Raw genomic sequence first — 26,598 nt, 5'->3', positions numbered from 1 at the left:
GTACCTTTGCGGCTTAATAAATAAAGTTAAAATGATAAACCCATTTAAATTATTGGGGATAAGTGATGACGTTGTTAATGCCGTAAAGGATTTAGGTTTCGAAAATCCAACACCTATTCAGGAGCAAGCTATTCCTGTGCTGTTAGAGGGCAATAACGATTTTGTTGGTTTGGCCCAAACAGGAACAGGAAAAACAGCAGCATTTGGTTTGCCGCTAATTGAACTGATTGACTTCAAATTGAATAAGCCTCAGGCTTTAATTCTATGCCCTACCCGGGAGCTTTGCTTGCAGATTGCCAGCGACATCAAAAATTACTCAAAAAACATCTCTGGTGCGAGTGTTGTTGCCGTTTACGGTGGCGCGAACATTGTGCAGCAGTTGCGTGAAATTAGAAACGGTGTACAAGTCGTTGTGGCTACACCGGGCCGTATGTTAGATATTATTGGCCGTAAGGCTATAGATTTCAGTAGTGTGAAATATGTAGTTTTAGACGAGGCTGATGAAATGCTTAACATGGGTTTCCAGGAAGACATTAATGATATCTTGTCTACTACACCTGACGATAAAAAAACATGGTTGTTTTCAGCTACTATGCCTCCTGAGGTTAGAAGAATAGCTAAAAACTACATGGACAACCCTACTGAGTTGACCATGGGTACCAAAAATACCGGTAACGTAAATATTGAGCATGAGTATTACATGGTACGTGCAAGAGATAAATACGCTGCTTTAAAACGTATTGTAGATTTCAACCCTGAAATTTTCGCAGTAGTTTTCTGTAAAACCAAAATGGATACGCAGGATGTTGCTGAGAATCTGATCAAGGATGGTTACAATGCTGATGCTTTGCATGGTGATTTATCACAACAACAACGTGATAAAGTTATGCAGCGTTTCCGTGACCGTAACATGCAGTTATTAATTGCTACAGATGTTGCAGCACGTGGTATTGATGTAAATAACGTAACACACGTTATCAACTATTCATTACCTGATGAGATTGAAAGTTATACACACAGAAGTGGTCGTACAGGAAGAGCTGGTAAAACTGGTATTTCTATCTGTATCATCAATGCTAAAGAAACTGGAAAAATCCGTCAGATTGAAAGAATCATCGGTAAACAATTTACTAAAGCAGAATTACCTACAGGATTTGATGTTTGTGAAAAACAACTGTTCTCACTGGTTCACAAAGTTCACAATGTTGAAGTAAATGAAGCACAGATTGAGCAATACATCCCTAGAATCATGGATGAATTTGCTGAATTAAGCAAAGAAGAAGTAATCAAACGTTTTGCATCTTTAGAGTTTAACCGCTTTTTAGAGTATTACAAAAATGCACCTGATTTAAATGCAGCAGCAAACGACGAACGTGGTGATCGCGCTGACCGTGGTGCAAGAGGTGCAAGAAACAGTGATTATACCCGTTTATTTATCAACGTAGGTTCGGTAGATGAATTTACAAGAGGTGACTTATTATCTTTTGTATGTAACAACGGTAAAATCAGTGGTAAAAACATTGGTAAAATTGACCTTAAAGGTGTTTATTCATTCTTTGAAGTTGAAAATGCTATTGTTGATTCATTATTCAGCAACTTCAAAGACATCCAGTTCAATAACCGTAGTGTTAGAATTGAAAAATCTGGTGATGCACCAGAAGGTGGCGAAAGAAGATCTGGTGGTGGTGAAAGAAGAGGTGGCTATGGTGGCGGCGAACGCAAAAGCTACGGCGGCGGCGGTGGCGGCGAGAGAAAAAGCTATGGTGGTGGTGAACGCAAAAGCTATGGCGGTGGCGACAGAAGAAATTCTGGCGGTAGCGGCAGACGTGAAGGCGGAAGCAGCACTGGTGGTGGATTCAGAGATTTCTCTGGTAAACCTCGTGAAGGCGGAAGCGGAACAGGCGAAAGAAGACGCAGATCTTAATCATCCTAAACATAATATAACAATGAGCAGCCCGGTTTACCGGGCTGCTTTTTTTTGATCTTAATAGCCTAAGCCTTTGTCATTCCCCCTTGGGTCTGCTCCAGTCTCTAACTCTCCGTTTGGCTTAACTAGAATAGCATCAACACGGCCCATTGGCTCGCGTGGTGTGATCTTATAACCTTTAGATTCCAGTTTAGCTCTTGTCGTATCGTCAATAGCTCCCTTTTCTACAAAGACCTCATCCGGTAGCCACTGGTGGTGGAACCTTGGGGCAGCAACCGCCGCCTGCATATCCTGCCCGAATGCCAGTACATTCAGAATGGTCTGAAATACCGAGGTAATAATAGTCGATCCACCCGGCGTACCTACAACCATTCTCAGGTTTCCGTTTTCTTCAATAATAGTCGGGGTCATTGAACTTAACATTCTCTTTCCGGGAACAATCGAATTTGCCTCTCCACCAACCAGACCGTACATATTTGGGGTACCAGGTTTTACAGAGAAATCATCCATCTCATTATTCATAATAAATCCGCCGCCATCTACAACAACCAGTGAACCATAAGAACCATTTAAAGTTGTTGTCGCAGACACCGCATTTCCTTCGCTATCTACAATCGAATAGTGTGTAGTCTGCTCACTCTCATATAAAGGCAAGGTACCAGGCTTAACCTCGCTGCTTGGCGTAGCCTTAGCGAAGCTGATTCCATCAGTCCTTGACTTGATGTAATCATTATTCAGTAAAGCCGCCTGAGGCACTTTAAAGAAGTCCGGATCGCCCAGGTAACTGGCACGGTCAGCATAAGCCCTGCGCTCTACCTCAACCATCAGCTGAACTGTAGAATCTTTTTGAAAACCCCATTTGTTTAATGGATAATCTCCGACCTGTTTCAACATCGTAATCAATGCAATACCTCCACTTGATGGTGGGGGCATAGAAATTACAGTGTAGTTTTTGTATTTACCGGATACTGTTTTTCTCCATACAGCATGATAATTTTTCAAATCGGCAGCAGTAATCACACCAAGGGTCTGTTTCATGGAATTCACAATTGCCGTAGCCACGGTCCCCTCGTAGAAACCTTTTCTTCCATTATCGCGGATCAGTTTTAAAGTTTTGGCCAATTCAGGCTGCTTCAATAAATCACCTTCCTTCCACAAATCATTCTTCACAAAAGCTATAGCTTTCTTGTTATACTTTAAAAACCGTTCTTTATGACTGTTAAGCTCTGAAGCCTGCTGAGCAGTAACAGGGAATCCTCTTTCTGCCAGTTCAATAGCCGGCTCAATATCTCTTTTCCAACTCAGTTTGCCGTATTTAGTGTGTGCCTTAACCATTCCATCTACGGTACCAGGAACCCCTGATGCCAAAGCACCGTACAGGCTTTTATCTGTAATTGCATTCCCTTTTGCATCCAGGTACATATCTCTGGAGGCTTTTTCCGGAGCCTTTTCTCTGTAATCCAGCGCATCGGATTGTCCTGTTTTACTCCTGTATACCAGGAAGCCGCCACCACCGATGTTTCCGGCATTGGGATAAACAACGGCTAAGGCAAATTGAACTGCTACAGCCGCGTCAACAGCATTCCCACCCTTTTTAATAATAGCCACTCCCACTTTAGAAGCTTCTGGATGTGCAGTAACTACCGCAGCATGTTTAAATTGATTTGACTCCTGCCCGGTTGCTGAAAAGGAAACAAGGAGCTCCAGGCAAAATGCCCCGAACAGCAAACCTGAAAATGTTTTTTTTGATCTCATGGTATAAAAAATTATAAAAAAAATTTCCTGCCGGAGGATGTACTCAGCGGCAGGAAAACGCATTAAATTTAAAGAATTATATCGGTATTGAAACTTGTTTTTAACTGACGAAGTTCTGACAGGTGTTTAAAGGGTTAGTGATAATCTTGTGAACACATATCTGCCCAGGAACCCAAATTGCGGTGCCTGATTAGGATATAATATCCCTGAAGTACCCTGCGAACCCAATAATAATTCCTGTGGATACACATCAAATAAGTTATTTGCGCCTATAGTCAGTTTAAGGTTTTTAGTCAGGTTATAACCTGCACCGATATCAGTGATCACCCTGCCTGCCAGTACCTGCTCATTGGCTGCTACGTTAGTCGGCTGCGAGACCTGCCCAAAGTATACATTACGCAGGAAAGCATTCCATTTACCAATACTGTAGTCAAAAGTAATATTGGATTTAACTCGTGGCGTTACTTTTTCGATCAGGATACGACTGGCATTATCCAGGTAAGTACTTTCTTTTCCTGCTAATAATGCAGAAGCATGAATCGGCCCGACAATAGATGTTTTAGAGAAAGTAGTCGCCCAGTCTGTTCTCAGGTTACCTGTTCCCAGGCGTGTATTGTAAGATAAAACGATGTCCAGCCCTTTAGTTTCTGTATTGACTGCATTTGCAAAGAACCTTGCAGTAGTTGCATTGGCTAAACGCAGCAGGTTATAAATCTCCTGGTCCTGCGGCGAAGCAGTCGGAGAATTATTCCCGGTAAATTGTCCCGTGTAGATTACTCTGTCGTTAATTCTGATGAAATAACCGTCAACTGTGATCTTCAGTTTACCCAGATTAGAGGTAAAACCTGCACTTAAACTTTTCGAAGTCTCTTGTTTCAGTTTTGGGATACCCAATAATTGCGCAATACGGCTGTCATTGGCAAAGGTACCTGACTCTACAATATTCCCGTCTACATAAACCGAGGAAGTAGAGCTAAAAAATTGCTGGTGAAGAGAAGGCGCTCTGAACCCTGTACTTGCCGCAGCACGCAACAGGAATTTGTCAGAAAATTTGTACCTGGCTGCCAGTTTACCATTCAGCGTAGAACCGAAATCTGAATAATTCTCAAACCGGGCTGCCGCATCCAACAGAAACTTTTTGGTAAAATTCAGCTCCACATCGCCATAGGCCGCAACCGAATTACGGGATTCATTGGTCAGGTTAGCAGGACTGATCCCCGGAAATCCTTGTGCCCCTCCTGCATAAGCCACACCATTAGCTGCGAAACGGGTAGAAATATTACCATTCGGATCCGGAACTAAAATAGGCTTACCAGTGCCATCTACACCTACCTGAAGCGCATTTCCATAGTTTCTCCAGGAAGCTTCTTCTCCCGGTTTGATCTTATAATTTTCATATCTGTTTTCAAAACCAAACGCAACATTGATCCCTTGTAATGGGTTTTCAAAATAACGGGAGAAATCAAGGTTGGTTGTATTCTGTGCAAACTCGTATCCCCCAGACTCAAATGAAGTCGGCGAAGCAGTCAGCATGGAGGCATTCAGTGAATGCTCTGTTTTAAAATCAATCACATTCCGGCCATAGGTATTACTAAAATCTGCTTTCCATTCGCCCAGTTTACCTCTGATTCCGGTAGCAATTGACTGATCCAGACTGGCAGTAACAATTTCGGGCAGGAAACCATTCGGATAGATCACTGCATTATTCTGATTGAGCTGACGGGGAGTACGATAAAAAGCAGTAGAAGTCCCGTTGCGATAGTTCACCCCACCAAAAGCATAAATCTCTGCATCCTGTGCAACAGGGATTACGGAGTTAAAAAACAAAGCACCTCCTCTGTTTCTGGACTGACCGATATTAGGCACAAAATCAGATCTTGTCTGTCCTCTTCTCGCTAGTTCGGCATCTGTAATATCCACCCCTGTTGGATTGGGGTAAAGTGAAGGATTATTATAATCGGAATAAATGGCACCGCGGTAGGGGGTAGTACGGGAAGCAAAATCTCTGTAATCAAATGAACCGGCAAGATTTAGGAAACCACCTTTATCACTCAGTTTCACACCATAATTCACATTGGCCTGAACTGTCTGCCCGTCCAGTCCGTCAGAGTGTTTACCGGTATATCCCCCATCCGAAATATTCGCCGTCAGCTTGTTGACATCGTCATTCAATATAATATTGATCACCCCGGCGATAGCATCCGAACCGTATTGTGCCGCCGCACCATCTCTCAGGATCTCTACTCTTTTAATGGCTGAAGTAGGAATGGCATTCATGTCTGTTCCTACAGACCCTTTTCCCAGACTACCGTTGATATTAACCAGTGCTGTTGTATGTCTTCTTTTTCCATTAATCAACACTAATACCTGATCAGGTCCCAACCCTCTTAAAGAAGCCGGATCGATATGATCTGTACCATCGGTTAAACTCATCACATTGGAAGTAAAGGAAGGAGCGACAAAATTCAGGATCTGGTTTAATGATACCTGCGGAATGTTCTGTGTGATTTTCTTAATATCCACTACATCGACCGGAACCGGGGTATCCAGATTAGATCTCGGGGCACTTCTCGAGCCAATCACAACTATATTTTCCAGATCATTGCTATTGGGCAATAAAAAGAAATCGAGATCTTTAGTCTCATTTTCAGCTATAGTAATTTTCTTCTGCTGGGTTTGATAACCGATATAGGAAACCACTATGGTATAAGTACCGGCCTTTGCCAGTTTGAGCTGATATTTACCGGTAGAATTTGTACCGGCTTTCTGTGCATTACCAATCACAGCAACAGTTGCACCAATAATTGTCTGCGAAGTATCGCTGACTGTGCCACGTATAGTCTGTGCCTGCGTAGTTAAGGCAAGAGTTGTAAAAACAAGAATTATCGGGTAGAGTTTAAATTTCATATGCGTTGGTTTAGGTTTTAATGATAATAGTATCAGATCTTTCAAAGATATCTTTATTCGGATAAAAAACTACCGATTTAGTATACTTTAACAGCAAGATTATTCAATTTAACAATTAGTTTACGAAATCACGAGCAAAAAAAATCCGGATCAGCTGATCCGGATTGAATAATACTATTGTTTAGCTACGCGCTGACTATTTCTTTACTGGTTTATTTCTGATCTGAGAAGCTTTAAGATAAACCTTAGCTCCTTTTTTGTTGATATAGTACTTACGGTTTTTACTATTGATGTAAACATCAGAACCATCCGGAGCTATTTTATTCGCATAAGTTTTATCACCTACTTTTGAAACTCCTTTTACCGCAACCTCGGCTGTTTTATTACCTACCGCCGAAGCCGTACTTCCAATCTTTTCACCGATTGTTTTCTTTTTTTCCTGTGCTTGCGTAGACAGAGAGATTGTACCCGCTAATGCCAGGGTTAGTAACCCCGCTAGATATTTCTTGTTCATGTTACAGATTGTTTTTTAGGTTATAAATGAATAACAACTCATCTCTCTTCATTTAAGCTGAATTGCTAAAGCGTTAACACCTGAATAACAATCTGATATTTATATTGTTTTAAGCCCGATTAAATTTGTATAATTAATTTAACTTTTCGGTAAGGAGTGCCATTTCGATCTGTGGAGAATGACGCTCATAAAGTATAGCGTACACTGCACGGCAGATCGGCATATCCACTTTATATTGCTTATTGACCACATGCATACAATTTGCAGCATAATATCCCTCGGCGATCATATTCATCTCCAACTGCGCAGATTTAACCGTATACCCTTTACCAATCATATTACCAAAAGTCCGGTTCCGGCTAAACTGGGAATAGGCAGTCACCAACAAATCACCCAGATAAGCTGATTCTTTAATATCACGGTCTATAGGATGTACAGCCTCAACAAACCGGTTAATCTCCCGTATAGCATTTGAAATCAGTACGGCCTGGAAATTATCGCCATAACCTATACCATGACAGATACCACTGGCCACAGCATAGATATTTTTCAGTACCGCAGCATATTCAGTTCCAAAGATATCATCCGAAATATTCGTTTTGATGTATCTTGTATTCAATAGTTTCGAGAAATTACCAGCCGTTTCCAGATTGATCGAAGCTATGGTCAGGTAAGATAATTTTTCAAGGGCCACTTCTTCAGCATGACAGGGACCACTGATAACCAGGATATCTTCGAGCGGAACTCCAAACTTTTCATGTATGAATTCACCGATAATCTTGTTTTCATCAGGCACTATCCCCTTGATTGCAGAAACAATCTTTTTACCTGCCAGCATTTCGGGCGTAACCCCACGCAGGGTTTCCTTTAAAAAAGCAGCTGGAACATTGAGGATAACATAATCTGCCTGCCTGATAATTTCTGTAATATCATTCGAAATATGAGCCTCAGGAATTCTCAGCTCCACCGAACTCAGGTATTTAGGATTATGCTTGTATTTTTTAAGGTGTTCAATTGAAGTAGTATCACGCAGCCACCAAAAAATCTCTTTCTGGCTGAGATTATCTGAAAGCATTTTTATGACAGCAGTTGCCCAACTACCGCCACCAATCATCGCAACTTTTGGTATCATCATATATAAATAAAAAATCCCGGCTTAATGTTTTAAACCGGGACAAATTACTTATTTTATTGCAAACAGCTCTTTTTACTTTTTACCTGATTTCGCAGCAGGCTGATCCTTAACTTCTTGCTCTACTTTCATTCCATCCTTTAATTTGTTCTGAACAGTAGAGTAAGGACCACTTACGATTTCAGTTCCTTCTTTCAGACCACCTTTAATCTGGATATATTTATCATCCTGGATACCTGTAGTAACCTCTACTTTTTTTACTTTACCATCGGCATAAGTATAAACATATTGCTTAACTGCTTTATCAGTCAGTTTGCTCTTCTGTTTATCCTTACCTGCATCTCCGCCGTCACCATTGTCATCCGATGATTTATCATCTTTAGCAGCATCTTTAGCAGCACCTTTTACGAATACCGCCATAATTGGCACCGATAAACTTTTTACTGTAGAACTTTGAATATCAACAGTTGCAGAAAGTCCAGGTCTGAATGGAGAAGGAAGATCTTTTGCTCCGCCTTTAACACCACTGTATGAATCTGCAGATATACGAACTTTAACCACAAAGTTAGTCACCTGGTCAACTGTAGTTGTCGCTACACCTACATCTTTCGATGAGCTGGCGATCTCTGTCACCACACCCGAAAATTTCTTATCCTCAAAAGCATCTACCTGGATCAGGGCCTTGTCACCCACATTGACACGGTTGATATCATTTTCATTCACATCAACGTTAACCTCCATAGAGTTCAGGTTAGAGATCCTCATGATTTCTGTACCTGCAAACTGGGCAGTTCCCAGAATCCTGTCTCCCAGTTCTACTGACAATTTAGAGATTACCCCGTCAACTGGTGAAAAAACAGTAGCCTTAGCCAGGTTTGCGCTTGCTTCCTGTACACTGGCCCCCATCTGGGCAAGATTAAATTTCGCGGCAATCAATGATTGTTTTGCACCATCAAGATTGGTTTTACCTGTTACATAAGCTGCTTTCGCGGCATCATACTCTGACACAGAAATCACTTTCTTTTTGAACAGTTCCACATTACGTTTATAAATAGCTTCCTGATTTATAAAATTTGCCTGTTGCTGTTTTAACTGCTCCTCGGCATTTCCAACAGATGCTTTCTGAGAACTATAAGAAGCACTTGCCCGGTCATATCCCGACTTTAATACATCTGGTCTCACTTTAAATAAAAGCTGACCTTTTTTTACGATATCACCTTCTTTAACATTTAATTCAACCACCTCTCCTGACACCTCAGAACTCAGCTTAACTTCCGTTTCTGGTTTAATTTTACCACTGGCAGTAACCGTTTCCACGATATTCCTGGTGATCACCTTTTCTATAGTGACCTTCTCGGCTTTCTCGCCGCCAATCAGCCCTGTCATTGCACCAATTACCAATAAGACGACCAGCGCTCCTACAGTGATGAGTATGTGTTTTAGTTTCATTTCTTTCTTTTTTATTTGTTTGGGGATACGTGCTTAAAAGGTAATTTGCTTGCCTAAATAATAATCAATGACTTTGGATTTGAATAGTAAATCATATTTTGACTGGATATAATCAACTTCAGCTTTATTTCTGTTTGTCCTGGAAGTATTATAATCCAGTGAGTTAACCAAACCTACATTGTAACGTTGCTCAATCACATTGAAAGCATCTTTTTGTGCATTAAAAGTATTCTCATTAGATTTATACCTGCTGTCCGCAGCTCTCAGATCTGCCACTGCCTGAGCTATAACCTTATTTAAGTTGTTCTTAGCCAGCTGCTCGCTCACCTTACTGGTTTCATAAGATATTTTTGCTCTTTTTACATTTGACCGAACCTGAAGACCGTTAAAAATCGGGATCTGAACAGTAAATCCGACATTCTGATAAAAGTTATTACTTATCTGGTCACTGAAGTGCATATTTGGAAACGAAACGCCCTTTGTAGCCATCAGGTAAGAGTATCTCGACCCTAATCCTCCACCAAAAGTAACTTTAGGATAATAAGCTCCTTTAGCTACTAATACAGCTTTTTCAGCAGCCTGTCTGTTCAGTTGCGCCAGTTTAATATCCGGGAAGAACGATAAAGAAGTATTATACACATCGTTAGCATCATAATTTTTTTGTGCCTGCGCAATATCCTGAATGGTTGGCTTAACCACGACATAACTATTATCATCTGCACGCATCTCCATTAACTGAGAAAGTGTCAGATAAGAAATAGTCAGCTGATTCTGTGCATTTGTCACATTAAGTTCAGCGGTAGCTGTCTGTGCCTTTGCCTGTGAAATATCTGCCAGTGTTTTATTTCCTGCTTCTAATAATGTCTGCTCGCGTCTCTGGGTTTCCTGAGCCACCAATAACTGTTCCTTTGAAGCTTTCAGCAGATCTGTGTTAAATACAACCTGAAAGTAAGCAGTCACAACCTGTAAAATCAGGTCATTTTTCATCTTATCCAGGTTACTGTTTCCAGCTTCCAGTAAAATTTTGTTCTGGCGGATCTGGTTGATTTTAGAAAACCCGACAAATACATCCACCTGAGCATTTAAACTACCGTCTCCGGAATAGAAATTCTGAGTTACCAGTGTATTCGTCGCCGCGTTCAAACTGCGACCATAGTTTAAACTGTTATCGATGGTACCATTCAGACTTGGATAAAGGGCTGCCTTTGATTGCTCCAGGTTAACTGCTGCAGTAGATACATTAAGCGATGACTGCTTGATATTCAAGTTATTCTGCAGCATCCGGTCAATTGCATCCTGAATGGTTAATGATTCCTGAGCCTTCAGGTTTCCAGATAAACCTACCGTGACCAAACTAAAAGTTATGGCGAAGGTTAATTTTGACATCAGGCTATTGCTAGTAAAAATTTTCATACAATTTAATATACATTTAAGATAAACAACTCATCAATTTTCAACACAACCATTTGTTATTTCTTACATTTGGACATGTATCTGGTTAAATCCCCCCTTTTATTAAAATGGTATTACCCATCTTTAATCTGGAACAAAAGCCGGTCTGCCAAAGCTATTTATTTAACCTTTGACGACGGACCTATACCTGTTGTTACAGAGTTTGTTTTAAATACTTTAAAAACCTTTGGCTGCAAGGCTACTTTCTTCTGTATCGGCGACAATATAAACAAACATGCTGAAATTTTTGAACAAGTTAAAAACGATGGACACGCCATCGGAAATCACACCTACAACCACTTAAAAGGCTGGAAAACTGATGATAACACTTATATTCAAAATTTTCAAACTTGCCAGGAACTGACCAATACGAATCTTTTTCGCCCCCCTTACGGAAGAATAAAGAAATCTCAGATTAAAAAACTGAAGAAAATTAACCCAGAACTTAACATTATCATGTGGGATGTCCTGAGCGGGGATTTCGATCTTCAGCTTTCTCCCGAAAAATGCTATGAAAACGTGATCAGAAATACCAGAAATGGTTCAGTTATAGTATTTCATGATAGTCTCAAAGCTTTTGACAGACTAAAATTCGTCTTACCGGCTGCCTTAAAATTTTTAACCGCTCAAGGTTACGAGTTTCATACGCTATAATTTATGCTGACCTGTACGAAGTTCAGGCCAAACTCAAAAAAGACGGATAAAAGCGCTTCATGGCCAGTTTAAAGACCAGCGTGCAAAAACGTTGTTCGTAAATGGACGATACCGTTCAGTAACGGACAGTTCCGTGATAACATGACAACATTGATAATTCCAGGAGGCTTATCCGGGTCCGGCAAACCATTTTATTTAGAACATGTATAAATAATATAATGAACTCATATATGGCCTTCTCACCCTGTTTTTTTTTTGTAAATTCGCTACAAATAATTTTTTATTATATTACCTTTTAACACATATTATCAATGGCTTTTGATATAGAAATGATCAAAAAGGTGTATGCAAACTTTGGTCCCCGAGTTGAGGCGGCCCGTAAATTAGTAGGCAGACCTTTAACACTCTCAGAAAAAATCTTATATACCCACCTTTGGGAAGAAAATACCAATACCGCTTTTGTAAGGGGTACGGACTATGTAGATTTTGCTCCTGACCGTGTAGCAATGCAGGATGCAACAGCCCAGATGGCCTTGTTGCAGTTTATGCAGGCTGGCAGACCGAAAGTTGCTGTACCATCAACGGTACACTGTGATCACCTGATCACTGCAAAACTAGGTGCAGAACAAGATCTTCCTGCTGCTAATACAGAAAGTAAAGAAGTATTTGATTTCCTGGCTTCAGTATCAAACAAATATGGTATTGGCTTCTGGAAACCAGGTGCAGGTATTATCCACCAGGTTGTTTTAGAAAACTATGCATTTCCAGGCGGAATGATGATCGGTACTGACTCTCATACAGTGAATGCTGGTGGTTTAGGTATGGTTGCTATCGGTGTTGGTGGTGCAGATGCCTGCGATGTCATGGCAGGATTACCATGGGAGCTTAAATTCCCTAAATTAATCGGTGTAAAATTAACCGGCAAATTAAGCGGATGGGCTTCACCTAAAGACGTGATTTTAAAAGTAGCTGGTATCCTGACTGTAAAAGGTGGTACCGGAGCTATCGTTGAATATTTTGGCGAAGGCGCAACAAATATGAGCTGTACCGGTAAAGGAACCATATGTAATATGGGTGCTGAAATTGGTGCAACGACTTCAACTTTTGGTTATGATGAGAGCATGGAGCGTTATCTGCGTGCAACCGGCAGAGCAGAAGTTGCTGATGCAGCCAACGCAATTAAAGAACATTTAACTGGTGATGCTGATGTTTACGCAGATCCTGCTAAATATTTTGATCAGTTAATCGAAATCGATTTATCAACTCTTGAGCCTTACCTGAACGGTCCGTTCACACCAGATTTAGCAACTCCTATCTCTAAAATGAAAGAAGTTGCTTTAGCTAACGGATGGCCAATGAAAATTGATGTAGGCCTGATCGGTTCTTGTACCAACTCTTCTTATGAAGATATCTCAAGAGCAGTAAGTGTAGCTAAACAAGTTGCAGAAAAAGGCTTAACTGCAAAATCTGAGTACTGTATCAATCCTGGATCTGAGCAGATCCGTTTCACTATTCAACGTGACGGATTTATGGATGTATTCAAACAAATAGGTGCAAAAGTATTTACTAATGCCTGCGGTCCTTGTATCGGAATGTGGGACAGGGTAGGTTCGGAAAAACAAGAGAAAAACACTATCGTTCACTCTTTCAACCGTAACTTTGCTAAACGTGCCGATGGTAACCCTAATACCTTTGCTTTTGTTGGTTCTCCTGAGCTGGTAACAGCTTTGGCTATTGCTGGTGACTTAAGTTTCAATCCACTGACAGATACACTGACAAACGCAAATGGTGAGCAGGTAAAACTGGATGAACCTACAGGATATGAATTGCCTCCAAGAGGTTTCGCTGTGGATGACGCAGGTTATCAGCAGCCGGCAGCTGACGGAAGCGGTGTTCAGATCCTGGTTTCACCAACTTCTCACAGATTACAGTTACTGGATCCGTTTACTCCATGGGAAGGGACAGATCTTAAAGGCTTAAGATTATTGATCAAAGCAAAAGGTAAATGTACTACTGACCATATTTCTATGGCTGGTCCATGGTTGAAATTCCGTGGTCACCTGGACAATATCTCTAATAACATGCTGATCGGTGCGGTGAATTATTTCAATGATAAAACTGATACCGTTAAAAACCTGTTAACTGGTGAATATGGTCCTGTACCTGCAACACAACGTGCTTACAAAGCAGATCACATCGGAACTATCGTAGTTGGTGATGAGAACTACGGTGAAGGTTCTTCACGTGAGCATGCTGCAATGGAGCCACGCCATCTTGGTGTCCGTGCTGTATTGGTTAAATCATTTGCACGTATCCACGAAACCAATCTGAAAAAACAGGGAATGTTAGGTTTAACATTCGCTAATAAAGAAGATTACAATAAAATTCTGGAAGATGATGTGATCGACATCGTTGGATTAACAACTTTCACTCCTGATGTACCTTTAACTATTGTGTTAAACCATGCTGATGGTACGAAAGAAGAATTCCCCGTAAATCACAGTTATAATGCACAGCAGATCGACTGGTTTAAAGCCGGTGGTGCACTAAATATTATTCGTAAGCAAGTTGCCCAATAATATAAATTAAGCATAAAAAAACTCCCGCTGGAAGGCGGGAGTTTTTTTATGCCTTTAGAAATTCCTGCCACCAGTATCCTGATGATTTGATAGTTCTCTGCTGTGTTTTAAAATCATTATGTATTAACCCGAACCGGGCATTAAAACCTTCGGCCCATTCAAAATTATCGAGCAGTGTCCAGGCCATATAACCTGTTATATTGATCCCTTCTTTTTTAGCCCTTAATACAGCCAGCAGATACAGCCTGAAGTATTCTATACGGTCTGTATCATCCACAGCGCCGCCGATAAGCTTATCATGGAAAGCAGCTCCATTCTCTGTAATCATCAGATTTTTGATTCCCGGATAAGAAGCGAACTGTTTAATAATATTATAGAAGCTATCCCCGTTAATCTCCCAGCCCATTGCTGTATGTGGTTTTTTCCGGTTTTTAGCCTTCACCTCCCAGGCCTGGACTACAGGTATAAAGGCATTATATTTAATTGTCAGCGGAAAATAGTTCTGCAGACCAATGAAATCAAAATCAAAAGTTAACCGCTCTGTATGCCGCCAGGTAGAATGTGAGATGGCAAACTTTTCCATCACCTCCCAGTCCTGTCCTGGGTACCCCATTCCTAAAGCTGGCTCTATGAACAAACGATTCATCAGACAATCTACACGTGAAGCAGCCAGTATATCGGCATCACTCTGCGTATAAGGAAGAATCTCTGAACAGGAATAGGTAGTTCCGATATTGGCACCGGAGATCTCTGCACGCAAAATACGCCCCCCGTCAGCCTGTGCAATCGCTGTATGATGAACTGCAGAGAAAAAATTCGTTAAACCTGTTTTACCTGGTGCATGTACACCCAGCATATAACCCAGAGAAGTAAATCCAAACGGTTCATTCAGCACAATCCAGTTTTTCACCTTATCTCCATAAGTTTGCGCACAGATAGTAACGAATGCATTAAAAGCCATATTAACGCTAAATGCAGTCCATCCTCCTTCTGCTTCCAGTGCTTCAGGCAGATCCCAATGGTAAAGTGTGATATAGGGTGTAATCCCCTGCTCCAGGCATTCATCGATCACATTGTGATAAAACCTGATCCCTTCTTCATTAATCGGACCATTGCCATAAGGAAGAATCCGGGGCCAGGAAATGGAAAATCTAAAAACGGAGAACCCCAGCAGTTTAACCAAAGCAATATCTTCGTTATAACGATGATAAAAATCACAGGCCATTGCCGGATGATGCCCCTTCTTGATCTTACCGGATCTTTTAGCGAAAGTATCCCATATAGACGGCCCCTTCCCATACATATCTGCTGCACCTTCAATCTGCAAAGCGGCTGTAGCCACGCCCCACGAAAAATCATCACCAAAATCGGATGCTTTAATCATATATGAATTGTATAACAGGCAATATGAGAATTTGATATTAACATCATGTTATCTTTACAGTAAATTTACCTGATTGAGTTCATCAGGATCAAAACTTAGTCCGATCTCTTTCAGTAACAAAGCTGCATTAAATGTTTTGCAGGCCCCCTCTTTCAGCTTATAGTCAAAATTCATCTCCCCCTCTGCCAGCTGGATATCAAAATGATAATTTCTCAGTGTATCAGGATATTGATGGATCATCTCGGATAATTGCAGGTCATGTGTGGCAAACAAAGCCGGAGACTTCTTGCTGATCATCTGCTGAATAAAAACTTTCGAGCCCAGATATTTATCCTTGCTGTTAGTTCCTCTCAACATTTCGTCAATCAGGACCAGTGGATGAGCCAGTGTACGCACGCCTTCGAGGATCATTTTTAACCGGTTAAGTTCTGCCTTAAAGGTTGAAGTCTGGTCATTCAGCGAGTCTTTGATCCTCATATAAGTCAGGATTTCAAAAATGGAGACCTTCATATAGGCAGCGCATACCGGAGCTCCTGAGTAAGCCAGTACCATATTTATTCCAACAGTCCGCAAAAATGTACTTTTCCCTGCCATATTGGACCCAGTGACCACGTCTACTGTAGGCAGATCCTCAAAACTATAATCGTTAACGACGCGTTTATCATCCTTAATAAGGGGGTGTCCCAGTTCTCTGGTTTCGAGATGGAAGGTTTCAGAGATCACCGGAAAAGTCAGATCAGGTTCATTATAGTTAAAAGTAGCCAGTGAAATGAGTTCTTCAAACTGGCTGATCGTATATAAACCACGGACCAGCTGATCAGAAGATCCGGCATGCCATTTATCCAAACGGATGGCACACCTGAAGTCCCACAACAGGAATATATTAAAGATTGTACCTAATAACATGTTCAGTCTGATATCAAATGAATTGATAATACCGGACAAGATTTTGATTCGCTTACTTAAAGGTATTTCCAGGTCCTGCCTGGTTAAAAATCCCCTGATATAAGCACTCTCCCATTTCCTCTCTTCGGTCCATTTTACTGTCCCTGAAATTGCATTCAGCAAACTGGCGCTCCCGCTAAATCCAGCATGTAAAACATTAATTCTTTTACTATAAACATAATTCAAAACCACATTCACAAAAGCCAGCAGCCCCAGTCCTTTCCAGAACAGGCCCCCATATAATGTACCCAGCAGGATTAATCCGAAAGTCAGAAAAGGAACAACTGCCGTATATAGCCTTAATAATTTGTCCTGTGTAAATTTTAACTGTTCCGGCAGCTGGTGCTCAAATTTATAGGCTATAATTTCCAGCTGTTCAGGTTTATGATTCTGAAGCCCTGCCCTGAAATGAAATGTCTGATCAATATGCGTGGTCAATTCAGTAATTGCTGCCTGGCGATCCAGAATAGTCTTCAGATCTGCTGGTTTAATGAAACTACCGGCAAGCAGTTTCATTCCGTTAACTGTATTTGAACGATTGACAAATGCAAATAAAGAAGCGTGACCGTACAGATCCAGATCCGACGAATAGGGATGATATTCATCTTCAAATTCCTTTCCGTCCTTATATTTATTCTTACCATTAAGAATAACATTAACCTCATTCTGATAAACAAAAAGTAATTTTTCAGCGTAATTCAACTCCTGCTCTTTTGCTGTCTGACGCTTAACCAATACCATAAAAGCCAAAATTGGTACACACATCAGTACACCTACTGGCCAGTAATAGCCAAAATAGATGGTAATACTTACTAAAAATATTTCAGCCAGAAACAAACCTAACCTGGCTAAAGAGATGTTATTAAGTGATTTATTAATTTCCTTTAACTGTGCTTCCTGAACCGTAACGTTATTTTGATAGCCCTTTAAAATACTATCTTTAGATTTTACCATATCTTTGAACTTCTAAAATTCTAAATATAGACAATACTGAATGAAACCCGCATGAGCTTACACTCAAAATTAAATAAATAAGCACATGCAAACTTCATAACCATTAAAGAACAATATATACTGATGAAAATCACTTTACTCGTCGTTGGAAAAACGGAAGATAAATATCTGATCGAGGGCATTGAAAAGTACCTTAACCGGTTAAAACACTATATCGGATTCAATCTTGTAGTTATCCCAGATGTGAAGAACACTAAAAATTTAACTGAAGCACAACAAAAGACCAAAGAGGCTGAGCTGATCCTAAAACAAATCAGTAACCTCGATACCGTTATCCTGATGGATGAGAAAGGGAAGAAATACACTTCAGTGCAATTTGCAAATTATCTGAACAAACAGATGATTGGAAGTGTTCAGCATATGATATTTGTAATCGGCGGGCCTTACGGTTTTGATGAAAGTGTTTACAAAAGAGCGAATGGAAGTATATCTTTATCAGATATGACATTCTCACATCAGATGGTCCGTCTGTTTTTTGTGGAACAATTATACAGGGCCTTTAGCATTTTAAAAGGTGAGCCCTACCACCATGAATAAAAGCACTTCTTAGTCCGGAAGATTTTATGGAATTTTTCATTTTATGCATCATGATTATATAGAAAAAAGGAAAATATGCAACCAGGAGATTTTAAACGAAAATACAGATTCAGAAGCCACCCCAAAGGTAACCGCTGGGGTTTTACGATCGCTATTATTATTTCTATACTGGCATTTCTGCTGATAGTATATTATCTGTAAAGGGGTAGAAAAGACATAAAAAAACCGGATTAAACAATCCGGTTTTTTTATGGAGCTGAAAAGGGTAATTAAACTCCTTTTTTGCTTGTCATATTTGCTTTTTTAGCCGGCTGAGCTGTTTTGCTCGGTGCTTTAGCATTAGAAGGTTTAGGCGTAGCCTTAACTTTCTTCTCTTCAGCTTTAGCAGCTTCCAATGATTCAGGTGCTCCTGGTGCAGCTTCAGTAAATAAAGGAAGTTCCTTTAACAAATGAAACCAGGTAACGATTTTCTTCATATCTGAAGCATAAACCTTTTCCTGATCATGTGTAGGAGCAACATCCACGAATAATGCTCTTAAAACTTTAGCATCTGCCTTAGCATCAGGAACATCTCCTTTTACAGCAGCAATATTTGCCAGAACATCAATCAGTTTTAAATCTTCATCCTCACCGTAGATTGTAATATCTTCCAGTGAAGCTAGTTTAGTAGAAGAAATACTAGCTACAATTTTAACCTTTTGAGCATCCAGCCCTTCCAGTACATAACCCGCTTTATTTTGTCCAACAAGTTTAAATAAACCTGGTCTGCCGGATACGGCTACAATTCCTCTTAAATTCATATATTAATCTTCTATCACTTCTATACCCAAAATTTTGTCTCCTTGTTTGAGATCATCAACAATGTCAACATTTTCAATCACTTTACCAAAGCAAGTGTGATTTCTGTCTAAATGTGCAGTATTTGCTCTGCTGTGGCAGATGAAAAACTGTGATCCGCCTGTATTTCTACCAGCATGTGCCATAGATAATACACCACGCTCATGATGTTGGTTTTCGCCATCCAGTTCACAATCAATTTTGTAACCAGGTCCGCCTGTTCCAGCCAGATGAGCTGTAGCTGCATCTTTTGAATTCGGACATCCTGCCTGCACTACGAAATTTGGAATTACACGGTGGAAAGTAACTCCATTATAAAACCCTTCGTTTGCTAATTTCTTGAAGTTAGCAACTGTGTTAGGGGCATCCTTGTCATAAAACTCGACAGTCATGTCGCCTTTTTCTGTTTTTATTATTGCTTTGCTCATATTCTTTTTTGTAATCGCCAAATTTAGTAAATTGAAATGACTAGATAAAGATTTCAAACTCCATCTGACCTATAAATGTATATATAATGATTGATTTTCACGTTTAATTAAAGAAAAAAATCAATCCACAATATTGTAATTCCTGTTGATAAACTAACTAAATTCGTAAAGATTTCTTTGCTTATGATTCTGAAAAAGGGCTTTCTGTTACTCCTGTTCCTCGTACTGACCCTTGTGGTGAAGGCTTCATCGATTCTCATCAATATGGATGAAGATCAGAAAAACCACCTTAAAGCCTACGGCATTGCCTACTGGAGTATCACACAAAAAGCAGAAGTAAGCTGGCTGCTCAACTATAGGGGCGGAAGTTTCCTGATCAGTTACAGTAAGCCTGTAGAAGACGAATGTAAGATCAGAGGCGTATCCTATCAGGTCATTCCTGACGCAAAGGTAACTGCTATCCTCAATGAGATCAATGACCCTGAGGTCAATATGGAAATGGTCAAACTGGAGAAAGCCCCTAAAATCGCCGTCTATTCCCCTAAAAGTAAATTACCTTGGGATGATGCGGTGACCATGGTCCTGACCTATGCAGAAATCCCTTATGATATCATTTATGATGACGAAGTTCTAAAAGATAAATTAAGTGGTTACGACTGGCTGCATCTTCATCACGAAGATTTCACCGGTCAGTATGGCCGCTTCTGGAGCGCTTTCCAGAATACTGCCTGGTATCGGGACGATGTCAGAACCCAGGAAGCAACAGCAAAAAGGAACGGGTTCAGCAAGGTATCACAGATGAAACTGGCCGTTGCCAAAAAGATGAAGGAATTCTGTGCTGGCGGAGGTTTTCTCTTTGCAATGTGTTCGGCTACTGACAGTTTTGACATTGCACTCTCGGCAGAAGGGGTAGATATCTGTGCCAGCATGTTTGATGGTGATGCCGAAGATCCGAATGCCCAGTCTAAACTGAACTACAACAATACCCTGGCCTTTAGAGATTTCAAACTGGATCTGAATCCTGCTAATTACAAACTATCCGACATTGATGTCACACAAACCCGGAATCTGACCCAGGAAAATGATTATTTCACCTTATTTGAATTCTCCGCCAAATCAGATCTTGTACCCACCATCCTTACCCAGGATCATGACAGGGTGATCAAAGGCTTCATGGGCCAGACCACCGCATTCAGAAAGAGCCTGTTGAAGTCGAGTATTACAGTACTGGGTGAAAACAAAGGGGCAGGCGAGGTACGTTATTTGCATGGAGATATAGGAAAAGGGCAGTTTACCTTCTATGGTGGTCACGATCCGGAGGACTACCAGCATCTGGTAGGTGATCCTCCGACAGATTTAAATCTGCATCCCAATTCACCGGGATACCGTTTAATCCTGAATAATGTCCTGTTTCCGGCAGCAAAGAAAAAACATCAGAAAACCTGATGTTTAAACTGGCTCTTAATCATAGAAACTCCAGCTCAACCCTACTTTGAATAACCTGTCAGGCATAGGATACCTGTTTACGGTATAATAACCTTTGGATTGTAATCCCTGGTTGGCATATTCATATTTAAGAAAGATATTGGCTTTTCTCAAACTTGCCCTAATCCAGAAATCTACGATAGGGTAAGAATCGAACTTATCCATCTTGCCGACATAAAACTGGCTTACAGCAGGCGAATAAGAATAGTTTGTATATTTTGTATTATACCTCACGTCAAAACCATATTCAGCTTTTAAAACTTTAAAGAAAGTCTGTTTCAGATACAAGCTGTTGAAAGTATAGAATTCGGGCGTCAGCATGATATCCGGTTTGCTGTTTTTCTGATAGACGATATAACTATCGAGGTTAAATCTGCCATAAGTCAGTTTTTTCCCAACAGTCAGCTTTAACAGACTGATATTTCCTGTATTCTGTACCGGTGCAATCGTCAGGGAATCTACGGACGGATTTGCCTGCAGGAAATACAAATAGTCTGTGATCAGGAAGTACTCTGCACCAGCTTCCAGTCCAAGTTTCTCATTGATGTACTTAAAAGACAGATTGACTGTTTTTGTTCTTTTAAAATTGTTGTCTTTCCATTGAAAATGGTTCCCGTAATGAGTGTCATAAATTTCCTCCGGCGATTTATTCTGAATATATCCTCCCAGAACTATCCTTCCCAGGTTTTTACTGACCATCACATTACTTTTAGCCTCATACAGGAAATCACCTGCCTGTCTGCCCTGGAATATCTGCTGGACATCAAAATTCAGATCTATACGGTCACTGAATCTGTAACCCGCAGAACCCAGCAGCGTCACATTCTGAAATGATTTTGTGTACTTGGAATAGTATTGCTGAGGAGGTGGAACCCCTACCAGCTGCGTATAATTATAGAAATCGTGGCGTATCCCGGCATCAATCTTCAATTCATTCTTAATCACAGATTTAGACTTTCCACGAAGAAAGAAACTATAAATAAATTCATTCTGAATATGTTGTACTGAGGTACTGTCATTGGTATAGGAAAGATCATTCAGTCCGGCAGGTAAAACAGTATGGTCATCAGATTCATTTTTCTGAAAAGCATAGGAATCCTTATCGTATCTAATGGTATAGGTGATTTTATTCGTCGGCAAAACCTTTTTGGTGATCTCCTGATCCAGCGTATCAATACGACCGACAAAGTACATCTGCTTTAAGAAAAATGTATTCTTTCTGTAGATCTGCCTGGCTGTACTTAAACGTACTGTCTGAGACATCCTGTCTATAGAGAGATTATTATTTCCAAAGATATCCGTGTTTGTAATAGATCCGTTTTCATAAGCCTTCAGCGTATTAAAAATAGCATTGGCAAATAAGGTATAACGTTTATTTGGTGAAGTGTACCAGCTCCAGAATGTACCGTTCAGCACATCCCCTCTCTGACGCTGGTAAAGTCCGTTAGCCCCTATCCGGTTATAACTGGCACCTACATTGAAATTTTTCTTAATGTTCTGAGAATGCAGCACCCGGAAAAGCTGTTCTGCATCCCCGCTATATTGTCCTGCGTAATAGAGGTTACTGTATGGTGTCCTTGCCTGATAATATTTGATATCATCTGGCCCCATCGCATACCAGTCAAGGGAATGGAAACCAGGATCAAAACCTATCGTTTTTGAAGGCACAAATAAGAGATCTTTTGCAGCAAGGCCGATATTACCCGTATTGATCGTTGGTCTCCTTGGCTGTGCAATCGGACTGAAATTCTGCATCCCTCTTAAACTGGTATCCAGTGCTAAAGTCTGAATACTGTCTTTCGTTAATTTAAGTGTGGTATAACGGACAAATCTGGAGGTAAAAATAACAGAGTCCTTACTGTTTTCCAGTTTATTTCTTAAGGAATCCAACTCTTTATTCTGGTTCACTGAAGTTTTAAGATCCTGGGCAATAGCCTGCTGTGCCCCAAACAAGACGCAGCTCAAAAGAAATAAAACAATGGTTTTATACATTATAAAGAAAGAATTAGCTGGCTTAATATTTTTGTCATCTTGGGCTCAGCCAATCTCGCTGTAGCCAGTATTTCTTCCAGGCTGACCGGAACCAGCACATCTGTAAATCCTTCATCGGTTAATACCGAAACAGCAAAAACAGGAATACTCATATGGTTGGCAACGATAACCTCGGGAACAGTACTCATTCCTACTGCATCTCCACCGATAATACGCAAATAATTATATTCCGCTTTGGTTTCCAGGTTTGGTCCTGTCACAGACACATAAACTCCCTGGTGACAAGTGATCTTTTCTTCTTCAGCTATCGCCAGTGCATGTTTAATCAGGTCTTTCTGATAAGGCTGGCTCATATCCGGAAATCTTGGTCCCATATCCGCATCATTTCTTCCGCGTAAAGGACTTTCCGGCTGCAGATTGATATGATCATTAATAATCATCAGGTCGCCTTTCTTAAATGCAGGATTTAAAGAACCTGCTGCATTAGAGATAAACAGGTTCCTAATTCCAAGTGCTTTCATCACTCTTATAGGAAAGGTGATCTGCTGCATGGAATAACCTTCATAATAATGCAGTCTGCCTTGCATAGCCACCACTTTTTTACCATTCAGTACACCGAAGATTAACTTTCCAGAATGGAATTCAAGGGTTGAAATAGGAAAATTGGGAATATTGGAATACATCAGACTGAATTCAACTTCAATCTCATTCACCAAACCACCCAGTCCGGTTCCCAGAACAATCCCGATTTCCGGCTGGAAATCATTAGTTTTTAACTTTATATACTCAACGGTTTCGTGTAGTGTCTGAAACATATTTTAATATCTTTTGATCAAATTTATCTTTGTGGTCTGCCTCAATAACGATGTTAATCGGCAGGTAAAATACAGGCAAATCTAACAGTAATTCTTTGATTGTAACATCAAATAAACGCTGCGCATCCTTTTCTGTTGTGATAATAATCTTTTCTTTTGCAGGATCCTGCCTGAATGCCTCTACCAATTTACTCAAATTTCCCGAACTGAATGAATGATGATCAGGATAATCATGATGTATAATAGAAGCAGAAAATTGCCCCAGGTAATCCAGCAATGGTTTGGGGTTAGCAATTCCTGTCAGCAAAAATATCTTTTTATAATCAAGGACTTCAGCGTTCAGCTGCTCCCCGGTAAAAAGACCGGTAAGATTCCGGTACTGGATACCAGAAAAGAATAGTTTATCTCCGGCGTCTTTTCCAAACTTCCTGCTGCACTCATTTCTTTGTGTCATACTGATCCCCTCAGGAGATTTCGTGACTAATAAAACGTCAGCTCTTTGATATCCTCCAAAAGGTTCTCTCATATTTCCTGCGGGCAACAGGAACTGTGGCTTTACTAATTTCTGGAATTCGAATAATAAAATACTAAACCCGGGATTCAATCTTCTGTGCTGATAGGCATCATCCAGTAAAATCAGATCATGATCTTGTTTTAACCGATTAATTCCTTTTACACGATCTTCACAGACAGCAACTGTTATCTGCGGAAATTTATGATAAAACTGTAAAGGTTCATCTCCTATAGACCTGGCAGTTGCAGTTTCATCCGCATATAAAAACCCTTTAGTCTCCCTGCCATATCCCCTGCTTAAAATCGCAATTTTATAGCCGGCCAGCAGATGCACCAGATACTCCGTCACCGGGCTCTTTCCCGAACCGCCAACCACCAGATTGCCCACACAGATAACCGGGAGATCAAACCGCGTAGATTTGAAAAGCCCCAGGTCATAGCACTTATTCCGCAGAATAACCACTATACCATAGACAACAGAAAAGGGCAGTAACAGTAATCGGATATATTTTATCATACTAAGGATTCAAAAATAAGAATATCATATAATAGAATGGATTGATTGGCAATAAAATAAAAAACTATCTTTGTACAAACAACAATATTATATCATGCTCAAAGGATTTTTTAACGTACCAACACCTGAGAACGAGCCTATTTTAGGTTACGCGCCAGGAAGTAAAGAACGTGAATTATTGAAAGCTGCTTTAGCTGAAGCACGTTCAAAAAAAGGTGACATTCCAATGTATATCGGTGGCAAAGCTGTCCATACTGATAAAAAGGGAAAGGTTACTCCACCGCACGATCACCAACACGTTTTAGCACAATACAGCATAGGCGACAAAACTCATGTACAACAGGCAATTGATGCAGCATTAGCTGCTAAACCACAATGGGAAAACCTGCCATGGGAGCAACGTGCCGCAATCTTTTTAAAGATAGCTGAATTAATTTCAGGCCCGTACCGCTATAAATTAAATGCTGCTACCATGCTTGGTCAGTCAAAAAATGCTTACCAGGCAGAGATAGATGCAGCTTGTGAGCTGATAGATTTCTTACGTTTCAACGTAAGTTATATGGCTGATATTTACAAACAACAACCTCCTGTTTCACCAAAAGGAGTATGGAACAGAGTTGAACAACGTCCTTTAGAAGGTTTCGTATTCGCACTGACGCCTTTCAACTTTACGGCTATCGCAGCCAACCTGCCAACTTCAGCTGCCCTGATGGGTAACGTTGTCGTTTGGAAACCGGCAGACACACAAGTTTATGCAGCTAATTTACTGATGGAGATTTTCAGAGAAGCTGGTTTACCTGATGGTGTAATCAACCTTGTTTATGTAGATGGTCCTGAAGCAGGAGAAGTTATCTTCAACAGCCCTGATTTCGCAGGTATTCACTTTACTGGTTCTACTGCAGTATTCCAGAACATCTGGAAAACTATTGGTACAAACATTCATAAATACAAAACCTACCCACGCATTGTCGGAGAAACCGGTGGAAAAGATTTCATCCTGGTTCACAGTTCTGCAGATGCAGAAGTTTCAAGCACAGCGATCTTACGTGGTGCTTTTGAATACCAGGGACAAAAATGTTCCGCTGCTTCAAGAACTTACATTGCTAAAAGTTTATGGCCAAAAATTAAAGAACTGATGCTTCGTGACCTGGCTACCTTCAAAATGGGTGGAACAGAAGATTTTGGAAACTTTATCAACGCAGTAATCGACGATCGTTCTTTCACTAAACTGGCTAAATATATTGACCAGGCAAAAGCCGATAAAGGCGTAGAAATTATTGCTGGTGGAAACTATGATAAATCTAAAGGATACTTCATAGAGCCAACAGTTTTAGTCGTTGAAGATCCAAAATACACGACCATGTGCGAAGAATTATTCGGACCGGTTTTAAGTGTATATGTATATGATGATGCCGATTTTGATCAGGTTTTAGAAATTATAGATACGACTTCACCTTATGCACTTACAGGTGCGGTGATCGCTCAGGACCGCTATGCTATCGATAAAGCTTCTTATGCTTTACGTAATGCAGCAGGTAACTTCTATATCAATGATAAATGTACAGGTGCTGTTGTTGGTCAGCAGCCTTTTGGCGGCGCCAGAGGTTCAGGTACAAACGACAAAGCAGGTTCAATGATTAATTTATTACGCTGGGCTTCCCCGCGCACTATTAAAGAAACATTTGATCCGCCTAAGGATTACCGTTACCCATTTATGGGATAATCAAATCATAAAAAAAGCCGGTGTTAACCGGCTTTTTTT

19 protein-coding genes are annotated in these 26,598 nt (G+C 40.5%); 6 read left to right on the top strand and 13 right to left on the bottom strand.

What is annotated here, in order from left to right; translation table 11 throughout:
- Positions 1 to 31: 31 nt before the first annotated feature.
- A complete protein-coding gene (locus HDF25_RS12485; RefSeq protein ID WP_184625150.1) occupies positions 32 to 1,924 on the top strand; it encodes a DEAD/DEAH box helicase in 1,893 nt (630 codons plus the stop codon).
- A gap of 60 nt (positions 1,925 to 1,984) precedes the next feature.
- Here the strand turns inward: HDF25_RS12485 and ggt are convergent, their stop codons facing one another.
- The 6 genes from ggt to HDF25_RS12455 all read right to left on the bottom strand — a co-directional run bounded on the left by ggt (position 1,985) and on the right by HDF25_RS12455 (position 11,097).
- Positions 1,985 to 3,682, bottom strand: a complete 1,698-nt coding sequence (gene ggt / locus HDF25_RS12480) for a gamma-glutamyltransferase (RefSeq protein WP_184625148.1) — start codon at positions 3,680 to 3,682, stop codon at positions 1,985 to 1,987.
- 126 nt (positions 3,683 to 3,808) lie between these two features.
- Complete coding sequence (locus tag HDF25_RS12475; RefSeq protein ID WP_184625146.1) at positions 3,809 to 6,589, bottom strand: TonB-dependent receptor; 2,781 nt, start codon at positions 6,587 to 6,589, stop codon at positions 3,809 to 3,811.
- A 196-nt stretch (positions 6,590 to 6,785) separates the two neighbouring features.
- On the bottom strand, positions 6,786 to 7,103 hold the full coding sequence (locus tag HDF25_RS12470) for a hypothetical protein (RefSeq protein ID WP_184625144.1): 318 nt from the start codon (positions 7,101 to 7,103) through the stop codon (positions 6,786 to 6,788).
- Positions 7,104 to 7,236: 133 nt separating this feature from the next.
- Positions 7,237 to 8,238 (bottom strand): NAD(P)H-dependent glycerol-3-phosphate dehydrogenase, encoded by a 1,002-nt coding sequence (locus tag HDF25_RS12465; protein ID WP_184625142.1) that lies wholly within the window; start codon positions 8,236 to 8,238, stop codon positions 7,237 to 7,239.
- A gap of 72 nt (positions 8,239 to 8,310) precedes the next feature.
- On the bottom strand, positions 8,311 to 9,684 hold the full coding sequence (locus HDF25_RS12460; protein WP_184625140.1) for an efflux RND transporter periplasmic adaptor subunit: 1,374 nt from the start codon (positions 9,682 to 9,684) through the stop codon (positions 8,311 to 8,313).
- Positions 9,685 to 9,717: 33 nt separating this feature from the next.
- Positions 9,718 to 11,097, bottom strand: coding sequence for a TolC family protein (locus tag HDF25_RS12455; protein ID WP_184625138.1), 1,380 nt, complete (start codon positions 11,095 to 11,097; stop codon positions 9,718 to 9,720).
- A gap of 75 nt (positions 11,098 to 11,172) precedes the next feature.
- Between HDF25_RS12455 and HDF25_RS12450 the strand changes: the two genes are divergently transcribed.
- Positions 11,173 to 11,790: a polysaccharide deacetylase family protein gene (locus tag HDF25_RS12450; protein WP_184625136.1), complete on the top strand. Its 618-nt coding sequence runs from the start codon at positions 11,173 to 11,175 to the stop codon at positions 11,788 to 11,790.
- Between the two features lie 311 nt (positions 11,791 to 12,101).
- Positions 12,102 to 14,369, top strand: coding sequence for an aconitate hydratase (locus tag HDF25_RS12445; protein ID WP_184625134.1), 2,268 nt, complete (start codon positions 12,102 to 12,104; stop codon positions 14,367 to 14,369).
- Positions 14,370 to 14,415: 46 nt separating this feature from the next.
- Here HDF25_RS12445 and HDF25_RS12440 read toward each other — a convergent pair whose 3' ends face one another.
- Together HDF25_RS12440 and HDF25_RS12435 are read right to left on the bottom strand one after the other, a co-directional pair.
- Entirely contained in the window at positions 14,416 to 15,753 is a 1,338-nt protein-coding gene (locus HDF25_RS12440) for a GH1 family beta-glucosidase (RefSeq protein WP_184625132.1), read from the bottom strand.
- Between the two features lie 54 nt (positions 15,754 to 15,807).
- Positions 15,808 to 17,652, bottom strand: coding sequence for a MutS-related protein (locus HDF25_RS12435; protein ID WP_184625130.1), 1,845 nt, complete (start codon positions 17,650 to 17,652; stop codon positions 15,808 to 15,810).
- Positions 17,653 to 17,775: 123 nt separating this feature from the next.
- Here HDF25_RS12435 and rlmH point away from each other — a divergent pair, with 123 nt between their 5' ends.
- Entirely contained in the window at positions 17,776 to 18,249 is a 474-nt protein-coding gene (gene rlmH, locus HDF25_RS12430; RefSeq protein ID WP_184625128.1) for a 23S rRNA (pseudouridine(1915)-N(3))-methyltransferase RlmH, read from the top strand.
- Between the two features lie 269 nt (positions 18,250 to 18,518).
- On the opposite strand, the gene HDF25_RS12425 is transcribed toward rlmH, so the two are convergent.
- On the bottom strand, positions 18,519 to 19,049 hold the full coding sequence (locus HDF25_RS12425; RefSeq protein WP_184625126.1) for a DUF5606 domain-containing protein: 531 nt from the start codon (positions 19,047 to 19,049) through the stop codon (positions 18,519 to 18,521).
- A 3-nt stretch (positions 19,050 to 19,052) separates the two neighbouring features.
- Positions 19,053 to 19,514: a peptidylprolyl isomerase gene (locus HDF25_RS12420; RefSeq protein WP_184625124.1), complete on the bottom strand. Its 462-nt coding sequence runs from the start codon at positions 19,512 to 19,514 to the stop codon at positions 19,053 to 19,055.
- A 183-nt stretch (positions 19,515 to 19,697) separates the two neighbouring features.
- On the opposite strand from HDF25_RS12420, the gene HDF25_RS12415 reads away from it, so the two are divergent.
- Positions 19,698 to 20,960 carry an asparagine synthetase B gene (locus tag HDF25_RS12415; protein ID WP_184625122.1) on the top strand — a complete coding sequence of 421 codons (1,263 nt, stop codon included), beginning with the start codon at positions 19,698 to 19,700 and terminating at the stop codon, positions 20,958 to 20,960.
- Positions 20,961 to 20,975: 15 nt separating this feature from the next.
- Here HDF25_RS12415 and HDF25_RS12410 read toward each other — a convergent pair whose 3' ends face one another.
- Genes HDF25_RS12410 through lpxK form a run of 3 tightly spaced genes read right to left on the bottom strand, consistent with a single transcriptional unit; the run spans position 20,976 to position 24,836 of the window.
- Positions 20,976 to 22,991: a putative porin gene (locus HDF25_RS12410; RefSeq protein ID WP_184625120.1), complete on the bottom strand. Its 2,016-nt coding sequence runs from the start codon at positions 22,989 to 22,991 to the stop codon at positions 20,976 to 20,978.
- Positions 22,991 to 23,806 (bottom strand): purine-nucleoside phosphorylase, encoded by an 816-nt coding sequence (locus tag HDF25_RS12405; protein WP_184625118.1) that lies wholly within the window; start codon positions 23,804 to 23,806, stop codon positions 22,991 to 22,993. Before HDF25_RS12405 ends, HDF25_RS12410 begins: the two co-directional genes overlap by 1 nt.
- Positions 23,778 to 24,836 (bottom strand): tetraacyldisaccharide 4'-kinase, encoded by a 1,059-nt coding sequence (gene lpxK / locus HDF25_RS12400; RefSeq protein ID WP_184625116.1) that lies wholly within the window; start codon positions 24,834 to 24,836, stop codon positions 23,778 to 23,780. The genes HDF25_RS12405 and lpxK overlap by 29 nt, the downstream gene beginning before the upstream one ends.
- Positions 24,837 to 24,930: 94 nt before the next feature.
- Between lpxK and pruA the strand changes: the two genes are divergently transcribed.
- Positions 24,931 to 26,559, top strand: a complete 1,629-nt coding sequence (gene pruA, locus HDF25_RS12395; RefSeq protein WP_184625114.1) for an L-glutamate gamma-semialdehyde dehydrogenase — start codon at positions 24,931 to 24,933, stop codon at positions 26,557 to 26,559.
- Positions 26,560 to 26,598 lie beyond the last annotated feature (39 nt).

The organism is Pedobacter cryoconitis (genome assembly GCF_014207135.1).
GTDB lineage: Bacteria > Bacteroidota > Bacteroidia > Sphingobacteriales > Sphingobacteriaceae > Pedobacter > Pedobacter cryoconitis_D.
Note: the sequence above shows the minus strand (reverse complement) of the source record. Positions and strands in the feature narration are given on the sequence as shown.

Coding starts and splice junctions, on each gene's coding strand:
- HDF25_RS12485 (WP_184625150.1), top strand. CDS start 32: ATGATAAACCCATTTAAATTATTGGGGATAAGTGATGACGTTGTTAAT.
- ggt (WP_184625148.1), bottom strand. CDS start 3,682: ATGAGATCAAAAAAAACATTTTCAGGTTTGCTGTTCGGGGCATTTTGC.
- HDF25_RS12475 (WP_184625146.1), bottom strand. CDS start 6,589: ATGAAATTTAAACTCTACCCGATAATTCTTGTTTTTACAACTCTTGCC.
- HDF25_RS12470 (WP_184625144.1), bottom strand. CDS start 7,103: ATGAACAAGAAATATCTAGCGGGGTTACTAACCCTGGCATTAGCGGGT.
- HDF25_RS12465 (WP_184625142.1), bottom strand. CDS start 8,238: ATGATGATACCAAAAGTTGCGATGATTGGTGGCGGTAGTTGGGCAACT.
- HDF25_RS12460 (WP_184625140.1), bottom strand. CDS start 9,684: ATGAAACTAAAACACATACTCATCACTGTAGGAGCGCTGGTCGTCTTA.
- HDF25_RS12455 (WP_184625138.1), bottom strand. CDS start 11,097: ATGAAAATTTTTACTAGCAATAGCCTGATGTCAAAATTAACCTTCGCC.
- HDF25_RS12450 (WP_184625136.1), top strand. CDS start 11,173: ATGTATCTGGTTAAATCCCCCCTTTTATTAAAATGGTATTACCCATCT.
- HDF25_RS12445 (WP_184625134.1), top strand. CDS start 12,102: ATGGCTTTTGATATAGAAATGATCAAAAAGGTGTATGCAAACTTTGGT.
- HDF25_RS12440 (WP_184625132.1), bottom strand. CDS start 15,753: ATGATTAAAGCATCCGATTTTGGTGATGATTTTTCGTGGGGCGTGGCT.
- HDF25_RS12435 (WP_184625130.1), bottom strand. CDS start 17,652: ATGGTAAAATCTAAAGATAGTATTTTAAAGGGCTATCAAAATAACGTT.
- rlmH (WP_184625128.1), top strand. CDS start 17,776: ATGAAAATCACTTTACTCGTCGTTGGAAAAACGGAAGATAAATATCTG.
- HDF25_RS12425 (WP_184625126.1), bottom strand. CDS start 19,049: ATGAATTTAAGAGGAATTGTAGCCGTATCCGGCAGACCAGGTTTATTT.
- HDF25_RS12420 (WP_184625124.1), bottom strand. CDS start 19,514: ATGAGCAAAGCAATAATAAAAACAGAAAAAGGCGACATGACTGTCGAG.
- HDF25_RS12415 (WP_184625122.1), top strand. CDS start 19,698: ATGATTCTGAAAAAGGGCTTTCTGTTACTCCTGTTCCTCGTACTGACC.
- HDF25_RS12410 (WP_184625120.1), bottom strand. CDS start 22,991: ATGTATAAAACCATTGTTTTATTTCTTTTGAGCTGCGTCTTGTTTGGG.
- HDF25_RS12405 (WP_184625118.1), bottom strand. CDS start 23,806: ATGTTTCAGACACTACACGAAACCGTTGAGTATATAAAGTTAAAAACT.
- lpxK (WP_184625116.1), bottom strand. CDS start 24,836: ATGATAAAATATATCCGATTACTGTTACTGCCCTTTTCTGTTGTCTAT.
- pruA (WP_184625114.1), top strand. CDS start 24,931: ATGCTCAAAGGATTTTTTAACGTACCAACACCTGAGAACGAGCCTATT.